General features: G+C 64.7%; 13 protein-coding genes. 3 read left to right on the forward strand and 10 right to left on the reverse strand.

From position 1 onward, the window contains the following. Positions 1–217: 217 nt before the first annotated feature. From D8Z78_RS23205 to D8Z78_RS23230, 6 genes are all read right to left on the reverse strand, one after another. A complete protein-coding gene (locus D8Z78_RS23205) occupies positions 218–1,357 on the reverse strand; it encodes a Fic family protein (protein ID WP_058249051.1) in 1,140 nt (379 codons plus the stop codon). 191 nt (positions 1,358–1,548) lie between these two features. Next, positions 1,549–1,773 (reverse strand): hypothetical protein, encoded by a 225-nt coding sequence (locus tag D8Z78_RS23210; protein WP_058249052.1) that lies wholly within the window; start codon positions 1,771–1,773, stop codon positions 1,549–1,551. Positions 1,774–2,055: 282 nt separating this feature from the next. Further along, positions 2,056–2,898, reverse strand: a complete 843-nt coding sequence (locus D8Z78_RS23215; protein WP_121634663.1) for a sugar phosphate isomerase/epimerase family protein — start codon at positions 2,896–2,898, stop codon at positions 2,056–2,058. Next, on the reverse strand, positions 2,898–4,049 hold the full coding sequence (locus tag D8Z78_RS23220; RefSeq protein ID WP_121634665.1) for a dihydrodipicolinate synthase family protein: 1,152 nt from the start codon (positions 4,047–4,049) through the stop codon (positions 2,898–2,900). Before D8Z78_RS23220 ends, D8Z78_RS23215 begins: the two co-directional genes overlap by 1 nt. A gap of 12 nt (positions 4,050–4,061) precedes the next feature. Next, entirely contained in the window at positions 4,062–4,832 is a 771-nt protein-coding gene (locus D8Z78_RS23225) for a 3-ketoacyl-ACP reductase (protein ID WP_121634666.1), read from the reverse strand. Further along, positions 4,829–5,974, reverse strand: coding sequence for an acyl-CoA dehydrogenase family protein (locus D8Z78_RS23230; RefSeq protein WP_121634668.1), 1,146 nt, complete (start codon positions 5,972–5,974; stop codon positions 4,829–4,831). The genes D8Z78_RS23225 and D8Z78_RS23230 overlap by 4 nt, the downstream gene beginning before the upstream one ends. A 140-nt stretch (positions 5,975–6,114) precedes the next feature. On the opposite strand from D8Z78_RS23230, the gene D8Z78_RS23235 reads away from it, so the two are divergent. Continuing rightward, a complete protein-coding gene (locus tag D8Z78_RS23235; RefSeq protein WP_121634670.1) occupies positions 6,115–7,128 on the forward strand; it encodes an aldo/keto reductase in 1,014 nt (337 codons plus the stop codon). Then, positions 7,125–7,580, forward strand: coding sequence for a MaoC family dehydratase (locus D8Z78_RS23240; protein ID WP_240672244.1), 456 nt, complete (start codon positions 7,125–7,127; stop codon positions 7,578–7,580). The genes D8Z78_RS23235 and D8Z78_RS23240 overlap by 4 nt, the downstream gene beginning before the upstream one ends. On the opposite strand, the gene D8Z78_RS23245 is transcribed toward D8Z78_RS23240, so the two are convergent. From D8Z78_RS23245 to D8Z78_RS23260, 4 genes are read right to left on the reverse strand one after another with little or no spacing between them, the layout of a single operon-like run. Further along, on the reverse strand, positions 7,571–8,845 hold the full coding sequence (locus tag D8Z78_RS23245; protein WP_121634672.1) for a glycerate kinase type-2 family protein: 1,275 nt from the start codon (positions 8,843–8,845) through the stop codon (positions 7,571–7,573). The two genes, D8Z78_RS23240 and D8Z78_RS23245, sit on opposite strands and share 10 nt — an antisense overlap. Then, positions 8,842–9,153 (reverse strand): Dabb family protein, encoded by a 312-nt coding sequence (locus tag D8Z78_RS23250; protein ID WP_121634673.1) that lies wholly within the window; start codon positions 9,151–9,153, stop codon positions 8,842–8,844. The genes D8Z78_RS23245 and D8Z78_RS23250 overlap by 4 nt, the downstream gene beginning before the upstream one ends. 3 nt (positions 9,154–9,156) lie before the next feature. Next, a complete protein-coding gene (locus tag D8Z78_RS23255; protein WP_121634675.1) occupies positions 9,157–9,936 on the reverse strand; it encodes an enoyl-CoA hydratase/isomerase family protein in 780 nt (259 codons plus the stop codon). Further along, positions 9,933–11,513 (reverse strand): acyl CoA:acetate/3-ketoacid CoA transferase, encoded by a 1,581-nt coding sequence (locus tag D8Z78_RS23260; protein WP_121634677.1) that lies wholly within the window; start codon positions 11,511–11,513, stop codon positions 9,933–9,935. Before D8Z78_RS23260 ends, D8Z78_RS23255 begins: the two co-directional genes overlap by 4 nt. Positions 11,514–11,635: 122 nt before the next feature. On the opposite strand from D8Z78_RS23260, the gene D8Z78_RS23265 reads away from it, so the two are divergent. Next, positions 11,636–12,454, forward strand: a complete 819-nt coding sequence (locus D8Z78_RS23265; protein ID WP_121634678.1) for an aldo/keto reductase — start codon at positions 11,636–11,638, stop codon at positions 12,452–12,454. Positions 12,455–12,586: the final 132 nt, after the last annotated feature.

The raw sequence follows: 12,586 nt of genomic DNA on the forward strand, positions 1-12,586 counted from the left end.
TCTATCAATCCGGTGTAAACCCCACGTCTGTATTTGGTTTGTTCTTGTCTGAGATCGACCCGCCAAGCTAACTGAGCCTTTACGAGTCTTAACACAAGGTGGTCTTTCGCTGCGACCCGCATGATCGACCGCAATGTTGGCGTTGTCCCAACTGAATGCGGTACTGTGCTTGGTCCGTCTTCGACTATGTTACATAAAACGGATTCTCGGATTTTTGTTATTGTACTGTTTTTGCTGCAGAAAAACCCTTGTCTCCATCGAGCTTCAACCAGTATCGCGTGTGTCTCAGCTCGCCAGTTCGGTTCAGCGCGCCCTTCTCGACCAAGTCCTGTAGATCGCGGGTCGCGGTTGCGCGGGATGTGCCGGTGATCTTGAGGTAGTTATCCGCGCTTAGGCCGCCGCTGAAACCTTCGGGTCCTTCACGGAACATCCGCGCGATGGCCTTGGCCTGGCGGTCGTTCAGGTGATCTCTATGTCGATCGTAAAAGTGTGCCTTGTTGATGAAGAACGCTACGCGGTCGAGTGTGATCTGCTGCGCCTTCAAGACAATCTCTGCGAACCAGATGAGCCACGCCGTCACGTCAAGCGTCGTTTGATGCCGCTTGAGTTGGTCGTAGTACTCTTTCCGCTCTTTCTCGATGGTGAAGGCGAGCGAGATTAGGGTCGGCTGGCCAATGTTCTGCGCCAGCGACTTTTCAGCGAGCGCGCGGCCCAGGCGGCCGTTGCCGTCTTCGAATGGGTGGATGCTCTCGAAATAGTGGTGGCTTAGCCCGGCACGCGTCAGGGCGGGAAGCGGCTCTGCTCCCCGCGGGCCGGTCCTATTGAACCAATCCGCGTATCGCTCCATCTCAGGCATGACCTGCGCCGAAGGCGGCGCTTCGAAATGGATCGTCGGTCGGTCAAAGCGGCCGGAAACGATTTGCATCGATTCGGCGTGTTGTCGGTAGGCTCCGATGGTCTCTAACCGACGGTCATGGGACAGCAGCATCCGATGCCAGCGGTACAGCGTCTCGTGGCTCAGCGGCTCCGCAAAGCTGGAATAGACGTCAACCATCATTTCCGCGACGCCCTGTTCGCGCGGTTTGGCGGGATAACTGTCGGGATCGAGTCCCAGATGGCGCCGCAGCGAAGACTGGACGCTGAGCCGGTCGAGGATTTCGCCTTCGATGGCGCTGGTCTGCATGGCTTCGTCGCTGAGTAACTCGATGCGGAGTTGCTCGCGATCCGGCGGGTTGACATGATGGACTGCGCCGAGGATTTCTCCGGATGACAGCAGAAACCTCTGTTCGAACGGCTCCAGAGCGGAGGCGTCATACCGGAAATCCGGCCAGTCGGGCAGTGTCCAGTTCCAGGTCATGAGGTATAGGCACCCTTTCTATAAATCAAGATTAGAGCATTGGTGAGGCATAGAGGTCAATGCTATGGCTCAGAAATCCGGAAAGGAGATTGCCCAATGTGCGTCCATGGTCAGCTTTGCTGGCCACATCAATCTTGCGCTTTGCCGCAGATCAAAGCTGCAATACCCTGCGTGAAGAGACTCAAGCGCCATCAAGAGCGCTGCCAACAAGAGGACAGCAGATGCATCCACTGATCTACTCGTGCAAGTTGGTCGAAATCCCGCGAAACCTCGCGAGATTTGGCCTGAAACCTGGAGACCAGCTCGATCTCCGCTAGGTCGAAGACCGGGTCGAGGTCCTTGCCAAACCCAAGGGTCTGATCGCCTGGATGTTTGGCGGCGATGCGAAACCAGTTGGCCAAATCGATGAAACTCACTGCCGGCGTATACAGCCTTTCATGGCGGAGGCACGCAAGTTTAGGATCAAGGTCGTCGACATCGATGGTTTCGTCAAAGAACCGAAAGGTGTCTCGGTCTCCATATGGGTCGATTCCTGATCCGGAAACACCGTTTCGTCAGCGTGGATTTGCGGTGCACAGCGGTTTCCTGAATGTCGCAGTGCTTCGGTGGCGGTACTTGGGTCTGCCAAGCGGGCTGACGTTTCGCGCGTAGTCCTGATTATGGTATTTAGAGCATCCGGTATTTGACCGCGTTCGGCCTCAGCACACGCTCTGAAAGCGGTCCACGATGGTGTCCAGAACCTCATCGGGCGGGCGTTGCCACCAGTCAGCGGCCGAGAAGATCTCGACCTCGCAGGGGCCGGCATAGCCAGCCGCTTCGACCGCCGCACGGATCGCCTTCAGGTCGGCAACGCCATCGCCCATCATGCCGCGATCAAGCAGCATGTGGCTGGTGTTTTCCAGCCAGTCGCACAGGTGATAGCCAAGGATGCGGCCCGGCGCGCGAGCCAGCGTTTCGGGCAGCGTCGTGTCCCACCAGACGTGGTAGACATCGACCGCAAGACCGACCTGCGCATCCCCGATCATCTCACAGACCCCAAGCGCATCGCGCGCGGCGAACAGGCAGGTGCGGTTGCCGCCGAACATCGGGTTGAGCGGTTCCATCGCCAGTTTGACATTGCAGGCGCGGGCGTGGTCGAGATGCTGCGCGATGCGCTCTGCCAGCCGTTTGCGGCTGTCCTCCAGCCCCTTGCTGCCCGGTTCGGTGCCGCCGGTGACGATGGTCAGAACCGGTGCGCCAAGCGCGGCGGCCATGTCGATGGAAGCTGTGACCTCGGCATCCGACCCGGCCTCGCGCCCGGTCAGGTAAGGCGTGCGGCACAGCCCCACGACCTGCATCCCCGCTGCACGGACCAGTTCGCCGATCTGCACCGCGCGGGTTCCGATCTCGCGCCGCCAAAAGACGATGCCGCCAAAGCCCCGTTCGGCGCAGGCGTCGATCACCTGCTCGGGCGACCAGCCCGCGCCGTGCCCGTCAAGGTTGTGCCCCAGCGTTGCGGTGTTCAGCGCCAGCGCAGAGGTATCGCGCGAGAAGTCCCGCATCAGGCGACGCCGTGGATCGCCAAAAGGCGCTTCATCCGCGTCACCGCCAAGTCGGGGTCCCGCAGCAGGCCACAGTGGTCGGCCAGACGGAAGACTTCGGTGAAATAGGGCAAGGGGCGCATCGCCTGCGCGCCGTTCAGCATGACGAAGTGATCCTGAAACCCGTTCAGCCACGCGAGGAAGACCACGCCCGTCTTGTAATACTGCGTCGGTGCGCGAAAGATCAGCCGGGCCAAGGGCACGGTCGGGTCGAGCGTCGCGCGAAAGCCCGCCACATCGCCCTGCCCCAACTGGTTCACCGCATGGGCGGCGGCCACGGCGAGCGGATCGAAGATGCCCAGCAGTGCATGGGAAAAGCCTTGATCGTCGCCCGCGATCAGCTCGGGGTAGTTGAAATCATCGCCGGTATACATGCGTACGCCCTCGGGCAGGCGACGGCGCAGGGCGATTTCCTTGTCCTTGTCGAGCAGCGAGATCTTGATCCCGTCGACCTTGGCGGCGTTCGCCTCGATGATCGCGACGACGGTCTCCAGCGTCTCGTCAAAACGGTCGCTGCCCCAATAGCCCGCCAGTTGCGGGTCGAACATATCGCCCAGCCAATGCAGGATCACGGGGTGGTCGCAGGCCGACAGGATGTCGCTGTAGATGCGGATGTAGTCCTCGGGCCCTTTGGCGACCCGCGCCAGCGCGCGGCTGGCCATCAGGATCACGCGGGCATCCAGCGCCTGAATGGCGTCGAGTTGCTCCATATAGGCGCGCTTCACATCGTCCACATCGCGCGCATGGGCAGGGTTCAGGTGGTCGGTGCCGCAGCCATTGGCAACCAGCGCGTCGGGCAGTTCGCTGCGCGTGCGGCGGATCAGCTCCAACGCGCCCGCCCAGTCCAGCCCCATGCCGCGCTGCGCCGTATCCATCGCCTCGGCAATGCCAAGGCCCAGCCCGTGCAGGTGGTGGCGAAAGCGCATGGTCGCCTGCCAATCTACCGTCGCGGGGCCAGAGGGATCATTCGCGGTAAACGGATCGGCCACCACATGCGCGGCGGAATAGACCACGCGGGCGGGGGTCGCGGGCAGCCGCGCCTCTGGCAGCGGCGTGCCGGTCAGGGTGTAATCGGTCAGGGTGCCGGTGGCATCGGGCAAGGCAATCTTCATCTGCGGTCTCCTTCAGAAGCGCGACACCAGCATCCCGGCATCCGCCGAGATCGCCTGTCCGGTGGTATAGGGCAGCTTGCCCGAGGCGAGCGAGGCGATGATCCCGCCCATGTCCTCGGGCTGGCCGACGCGGGGGAACAGGGTCAGCCCCGCCTTGGCGCGTTCCTCGTATTGGGCGATGACGGGGGCGGTCATCTCGGTGGCGATCAGGCCGGGCTGGACGTCATAGACGGCGATGTTCTCGCGCCCCAGACGCACCGCCCAGAGTTTCGATGACATGGCGGCGGCGGCCTTGGACACGCAATATTCACCGCGCGGCTCGGCCACGGCCACCGCGTTGGACGAAGTGACGTTGACGATGGCGTGGAACAGCGCGGGGTCGCGGTCGCGGGCCACGAGACGGCGCGCAAAGGCCTGCGTCAGGAAGAACGGCGCCTTGGTGTTCACCGACAGGCAGCGGTCATAGCTGGCCTCGGTCGCGTCCAACGGGTCGCCGCGCTGCATCACGCCGACGCCCGCGTTGTTGACGAGGGTGGTCAGGGGGCCAAGCGCCTCTTCGATCCGGGCGAGGACGGTGTCATGCGCGCTCAGTTCGGTCACGTCGAAGGGGGCGGCGATGACCTTGACGCCCTCGGCTGCGACCTTGGCCACCGCTGCGCGCAACTCGTCGTCATCGACCGGGCCGTTGACCGCGATGGAGAACCCTTCGCGCGCGAGCGCCACCGCCGTGGCCAGCCCGATGCCCCGGCTCGACCCGGTGACCAGTGCAACCTGTCCGCTCATGCCGCTGCCCCCTTTGCCAGCAATTCCCGCGCGATGATCATCCGCTGGATCTGGTTCGTGCCTTCGTAGATCTGGGTGATCTTGGCGTCGCGATACAGCCGCTCGACCTCGAACCCGCGGATATAGCCCGACCCGCCAAAGACCTGCACCGCATCCGCCGTGCGCGCCACGGCCATGTCCCCGGCAAAGCATTTGGCCATCGAACAGTACCGCGTTGCATCCGCGCCGGTGTCGATCTTGTGCGCGGCGTTCAGCACCAGCAGGCGCGCGGCCTCGACATCCTTGGCGATGTCGGCCAGCAGCCATTGCACGCCCTGAAACTCGGCGATCGGTTTCTTGAACTGCTTGCGCTGTTGCGCATAGTCCACCGCCGCCTCGAGCCCGGCCTGCCCAATGCCGACGGCCAGCGCGGCGATGCCGACGCGGCCCTTGTCGAGCACGCTCATCATCATGTGAAAGCCCCGCCCCTCGGTGCCCAGAAGCGCATCGGCGGGCAGGCGCACATCGTCGAAATTCAGCGCGCCGACTTGACTGGCGCGCTGGCCCATCTTGTGTTCCTTGGGTCCGCGCGAAACGCCGTCGGCGTGCAGGTCGACGATGAAGATCGACATGCCACGATGCCCGGCCTCCGGGTCCGTCCGGGCCAGCACGAAGCCCACATCGGCCACCGGCGCGTTATGAATCCAGATCTTGCCGCCGTTCAGCACCCAACCGTCACCGTCGCGCATGGCGGTCGTCCGGATACCGGACACGTCGGTGCCGGCATCGGCCTCGGTGATGCAATAGGCGCCCCGGAGCTTGGCGCTCAGAAGCCCGCCCAGCCAGTGCGCGCGCTGCGCATCGGTGCCGTGCTGCACCAGCAGGGTCGAGAGCAGTTCCACCAGACCGCATTGATCGGCCACGCTGGCATAGCCGCGCGACAGCTCTTCCATCACCAGCGCATAGGTCACCGTGTCAAAGCCCGGCCCGCCCATCGCCTCGGGCACGCTGATCCCGAACAGGCCCAGTTCGGCCATCTGGTCATAAAGCTCTGCGGGAAAGCGTTCCTCGCGGTCCAGGTCCTCGGCCAGGGGGCGGATGACATCCTGCGCGAATTGCCGTGTCATGTCGCGCACCTGAACATGCATGTCTGTCAGAAACATCTCGCCCCTCTTCCGATCCTCGGTAACTGAATGGTTACTTTATAGGAGCGAGTCCGCTTTCCGGTCAAGCCCTCATCAGGGTTGATTTGCGGCGCGCGATCTGGCTTATATAACTATATGGTTACTTATGGGAGGGCATCATGAAGCCGGACGACAAGGTGAAATTCGGGCGGGTTGATCTGGAGGTGACACCCTTCGGATTCGGCACGGCCCCCATCGGCAACATCTTTCGCGAGATCGACGAGGGCACCTCGGATGCGATGATCCAAGAGGCGTGGGATACGGGTGTGCGCTATTTCGATACCGCGCCGATGTATGGTCACGGGCTGGCCGAGCTGCGCACCGGCCATTCCCTGCGCTGGAAGGAGCGCGACGATTTCGTGCTGTCCTCCAAGGTCGGGCGCATCCTGAAGCCGGCGCGCAAGGCCGATATCGACTATGCGCCGTGGACGAATGCGGGCCGCTTCACGATGCATTTCGACTACAGCTATGACGGCACGATGCGCAGTTTCGAGGACAGCTTGCAGCGGCTGAACCTCGAACGGATGGACATCTGCTTCATCCACGACATCGACGTGTTCACCCGTGGGGCCGAGCAGCCCGAGGTCTTCAAACAGGCGATGGATGGCGCGTGGAAGGCCCTGTCGGGCCTGCGCGACCAAGGTGTGGTCAAGGCGATCGGTGTCGGGGTGAACGAATGGGAGGTCTGCCATGCCGCCCTGCAACAGCGCGACTTCGACTGCTTCCTGCTGGCCGGGCGCTATACGCTGCTTGAACAGGACTCGCTGAACGACTTCCTGCCGCTCTGCGTGGAGCGCGGCGCGGCGGTTGTGGTCGGCGGTGGCTTCAACTCGGGAATCCTTGCCACGGGGGCAAAGGAGGGTGCGAAATACAACTACGCCCCCGCCCCGGCAGAGATCATAGACCGGGTCCGCAAGATCGAGGCGGTCTGCGCGGAGTATGACGTGCCCCTGCCCGCCGCCGCGTTGCAATTCGTCGTGGCCCATCCGGCTGTGCCGACCTTCATGGCGGGCACCCGCACGGTCGAGCAGTTGCAGCAGAACCTGCGCTGGTTCAGCCACCCGATCCCGGACCAGTTCTGGGCGGACCTGAAGGCCAAGGGCTTGCTGCGCGACGACGCGCCGACACCGTGACCGGGCGCCTCCTTGGGCCGGGCCGCTACGGTCTGGCCCAACTGGTCGAGGGTGACGTGATCGAGACCGCGCGGCAGGTCGTCGACACAGCGATGATCGACGCCTTTGCCGCGCTGACCGGCGACCGGTTCGAGATCCATATGGACGCCGATTCCGCCCGACGGCACGGCTTTGCCGACAGGGTGGCGCATGGGCTTCTGGTCCTGTCGCTGGTCGACGGGTTGAAGAACCAGACCCCGGCGCAGTTCGACGCCATCGCGTCGCTGGGCTGGGACTGGGGGTTTGCGGCCCCGGTGCTGGCGGGCGACGAGATCGGCGCGCGGATTACGGTGGCGGGCCTGCGCCCCACCTCGGACGGCAAGCGCGGCATCGCCACGCTGGATTTCGACGTGACGAACCAGCGCGGCGAGACGGTGCAGCGCGGGGTGAACCGGCTGATGATCTATGCCTGAGGCCGGATCAGGATCGCGCGGAAGTCGTTGACATTGGTGCCGGTCGGCCCCGGCGCGAACAGGTCCCCCACCGCATCGAAAGCGCCCCACGGGTCTTGGGCGGCCTGCGCCGCCAGCGGATCGACGCCCGCCGCGCGCATCTGCGCCGCGCTGGTGCCATCGGCAAAGGCCCCGGCATTGTCCTGCGACCCGTCTATCCCGTCGGTATCCGCCGCCAGCGCGGCAATCCCGGCCACTCCGTCGATGGCCTGTGCGAAGGACAGCTGGAAGGCCGTGTTGCGCCCGCCCCGGCCCGGATCGTCGCGCAGCGTCACGGTGGTCTCGCCACCGGACAGCAGGACGACCGGCGGGGCAAAGGGGGTGCCGTGCCGAGCGATCTCGCGCGCCAGCGCGGCGTGGACCTGCCCCACATCCTTGGCCTCGCCCTCGATGGCGTCGGACAGGATGACGGCGGGGATGCCGTGGCGCTCGGCCTCGGCCTGCGCGGCCAGAAGGGACAGCCGCGCCGAGGCGATGACGCGGGTCTCATGCGTCTTGAACACCGGATCAGAGGGGTCCGGCGCACGCGCGGCCTCGGTTTCCAGATGGGCGGCGACGCGCGGTGGCAGGGCGATCTTGTAGGCCGCAATCAGGTTGCGCGCCTCGTCCAGCGTCACGCTTGATGGCACCGTCGGCCCCGAAGCGACCTGCGCCGGCTCGTCCCCCGGCACATCGCTGACCACCAGTGACACGACTTGCGCGGGGTGGGCTGCGGCGGCGAGACGGCCACCCTTGATCCCGCTGACATGTTTGCGGATCGCGTTCATCACGCCGATCGGCGCACCGGAGCGCAAGAGCGCCGCGTTCAGCGCCTGCTCATCCGCCAACGTCAGCCCGTTGGGCGGGGCGGGCAGCAGGGACGAGCCCCCGCCGCAGATCAACGCGACGACCAGATCGTCCTGCGTCAGCCCCTCGACCGCTTTCATCAGGGCCGCGCTGGCCTGCATCCCGGCGGCATCCGGCACGGGATGCGCGGCCTCCAGCACGCGGATGGTCTGGCACGGCACCGCGTAGCCATAGCGGGTGACGACGACGCCCTCGACCGGGCCATCCCACAGCGTCTCGAAGGCGGCGGCCAGTTGCGCCGCCCCCTTGCCCGCGCCGATGACCACCGTGCGGCCCTTGGGACGGTCCGGCAAATGTGGGCGCAAGGCCTGCACCGGGTCTGCCGCCGCCACCGCCGCCGTGAAAAGCGAGGTCAGAAAGGCGCAGTCCTCGGGCGTCACAGCGCGATGTCGCAGACAAAGACACCTTCGGCCCCGCCCTCCAGACAGGCGACGATATCGGCACCGATGGCCTGATGCACCTCGTCCACCAGATAGGCGTCGCGCACGCCCTCGTCGCGGAAATCGAACCAGAACATGTCGAGGAAACCGCGCACCAAGGGCGTCTCGACCGAGACATTCCGGCGGTGCTGGAAATCCAGCACCCCGTCGATCCGGTCGCTCAGCGCCGCCAGTCGGTCATAAAGCGCCTGTTTCGCGTCGGCCTGCACGTCGTCGCGAAAGCGCAGATGGACAAGGTGTCGAATCATGGTTCAGTCCTCCTTGCCGCCGAAATCGGGCGGGCGTTTTTCCTTGAAGGCGCTCACGCCCTCGCGCAGTTCCTCGCTGGCGGCGGCGATGCGGCCTGCCAGCGATTCCAGCACGCGCTCGCGCTCTTCGCCCTCGGCGGCGTTGATGAGCATCTTGGTCAGTTCGGTTGCCAATGGGCCGCGCGTCAGAGCAGCCTGAGCCACGGCGCGTGCGGTGGCCAGCGCCTCGCCTTCGGGGACGACCTGATCGGCCAGCCCGGCTTGCACCGCCTGCTGCGCGGTCAGCACCTCGCCGAACAGCGCCATGCGTCGGACGATTTGCGCGCCGAACCGGCGCACGGCGCGTTGTGTGCCCGACCAGCCGGCGATGATGCCGAGGCCCGTTTCGGGCTGGCCGAACCGCACATGATCCTCGGCGATACGGTAGTCGGCGCAGGAGGCCAGCTCCAGCCCGCCGCCCAAGACCGGCCCGTTCAGTGCCGCAATCACCGGCTGGCGCAGGCGGGCGAGCCGGTCAAAGACCTCGTGCCCGTCGCGCACCCAATGCCGCGCGAAACGTGTGGCGCCTTCACCGCTCCACGCCGAAATGTCACCGCCCGCGCAGAAACTGCGCCCGCTGCCGGTCAGGATGAGCACGCCAATATCCTCGCGCCGCTCGATCTGGCGGCACAGGTCCGCCAGCGCGTCCATCATCTGGGTGTCGAGCGCGTTGCGCTTGGCCTCGCGCATGATGCGCAGGGTGCCGATGCCGCTCGCGACCTCCAGCGAAAACGCGCCGCTCATGCCTTGGCCAGTTCAAGCTGCATCGGAGCTTCGGCAAACAGCCGGCCATCCATCACTTTCAAGTCCTGCGCGACCTGCAAGTCGGTTGCCGCCTGATCCAGCACGTCGCGCTGCACGTCCAGCCCCGGCGCGATTTCCGTCACGACCAGCGCGCCATCGATCAGGCGGATCACGCAGCGCTCGGTCACATAGGTCACATCCTGCCCCTGCTCGCGCGCCCGCGCGCCGGAAAAGGACACCTGATCGACCTCGTCCACGAACTTCGCCACCTTGCCTTCGCTGTCGATCACCAGTTGCCCGCCGTCGATCCGCATCTTTGCCCCGGCGTTGAAATTGCCGGAAAAGACGATCTTGCGGGCGCGGGCGGTGATGTCGACAAAGCCCCCCGCCCCGGCGGTGCGATGCGGCACACCCCGCAGGCGCGATACGTTGACGGAGCCATCCTTGCCGACCTCGAGGAAGGACAACAACGAGGCATCGAAGCCCCCGGCCTGAAAATAGGTGAACTGGTGCGGCGAGGCGACGAAGGCCTCGGCATTTGCGGCGCAGCCGAACTTGAAATCCAGCAGGGGCACGCCACCCACGGCCCCCTGTTCGATCATCCATGTGACCGCGCCGTGCAGCCCCTCTTCGACGAGGATGCGCGGCACGTTGGCCGAGATGCCAAAGCCAATGTTCACCGCCCAGCCGTCGCGCAATTCCTGCGCGACGCGGCGGGCGATCACCTTGCCGACGTTGAACTCAGCCGAGCGGAAGGTGTGCAGCGGGCGGATCAGCTCGCCGGAAATGGCCGGGTCATAGGCGGTTGCGGTGGTCTGCAACTGTTCGGGCGCTTCGACGATGAAATCGACGAGGATGCCGGGAACGCGCACGTCATGCGGGCGAATCGACCCGTTTTGCGCCACGCGCTTGACCTGCGCGATCACCAGTCCGCCGGAATTGCGCGCGGCCAAGGCCAGCTCCATCGCGCCGAGATACGCCCCCTCGTGCTCGAAGCTCAGATTGCCGCGCTCATCCGCCGTGGTGGCGCGGATGATCGCCACATCGGGGCGGATCGCGGGGAAATAGAGCCAGTCCTCACCGTCGAAGTCGCGGTGAAAGACGACCGGCTCGGCGCGGGCGGCGTCATTCATGGCGCAGCCTTCCAGATCGGGATCGACAAAGGTCTTGAGGCCCACCTTGGTCAGCACGCCGGGACGCTTGGCCGCGCCCTCGCGCAGCATGTCAAAGACGATGCCCGACGGGATGTTGTAGGCCTTGATCTGCTCGGCGGTGATCATCTGCCAGATCTTCGGCGGCTCGGCCTTGGTCGGGCCCGAGGGATAGGACCCGCCGATGATCTTGGTGATCAGCCCCGGCTTGGAGATATGGTCCACGCCGGGGGTGCCGAACATGTCCCCCGCCGCGATCGGGTGGATCGTGGTCAGGTTGCGCGGCGCGCCAGTGTCATCGAAGCGCCGACCCAAGGCCGCCAGCACCGCGTCGGGGCAACACAGCCCGCTGGACGAGTTCACGGCGATGGTGGCGTCATCCTTGATGTGGCGCACTGCCTCCTCTGCGGTCGCGATCCTGGACATCTTCGGTTGCCTCTTTGTAACTAACTGGTTACTGTCAATATGCCGCCAAGTCGCGTCGCGATCAAGCCCGATGTTACCGCAAAACCGGCGGAAATCACGGGCCATTACAGGGAGAGCCAACCGTGACCATCTATTTCGAAAAGACATACCAGCGGTCCTTCGGGACCTTTCCGCTGAAGGGACAGGAATTGCACGACGCGATTCTTGCAGCGGCAGAGGTGGGCTATCGCGCCTTTGACACCGCGCAGATGTATGGCAACGAGGCCGAGACGGGCGCGGCGCTGAAAGCCACCGGGCTGGCCCGCAATGACCTGTGCATCACCACCAAGGTCGATATCGCCAATTTCAGTGAGGACAAATTCCTGCCCTCGGTCGAGCAAAGCCTGAAGGACTTGCAGATCGATCAAGCCGACGTGCTGCTGCTGCACTGGCCGACGCCCGGCTTTGACATCAAGCTGTCGCTGCAATTGCTGCAACAGGCGCATGACCGGGGGCTGGCCGCGCATATCGGCGTGTCGAACTACACCGCCCAGATGATGCACGACGCCCGCGCCATCGTCGATGCGCCGCTGGTGACGAACCAAGTCGAATTCCACCCGCTGCTGAATCAGGACAAGCTGCTGAAGGCGGCGACGGAAACCGGGATACCGCTGGCGTCATATTGTTCGGTGGCGCGGGGCGAGGTCTTCAAACACGCGATCTTTGGCGAGATTGGCGCGGCCTATGGCAAGAGCGCCGCGCAGGTGGTGCTGCGCTGGATCCTGCAAAAGGGTGTCAGCATCAACACCATGTCGACCAAGCCCGCCAATATCGCGGCGAATTTCGACGTGATGGATTTCACCCTGTCGTCGATCGACATGGACCGGATCGAGGCGATGACTCGGACCGGCTACCGCATCGTCGGCAAGGACCTCGTGCCTTACGCACCGGATTTCGACTGACAAGACGGCAACCCGCCCCATGGATTCGCCAAGGGGTGGGTGACGGCTTTGCGGATATTTTGTTGAAAAACTCGCCCTTGATCGAAGGCCGCTCGGCTGATTCAATTCCCGCAATGGGTGGGAGGGTCGGCG

The organism is Tropicibacter alexandrii (assembly GCF_003667315.2).
Taxonomy (GTDB): Bacteria; Pseudomonadota; Alphaproteobacteria; order Rhodobacterales; family Rhodobacteraceae; genus Tropicibacter; species Tropicibacter alexandrii.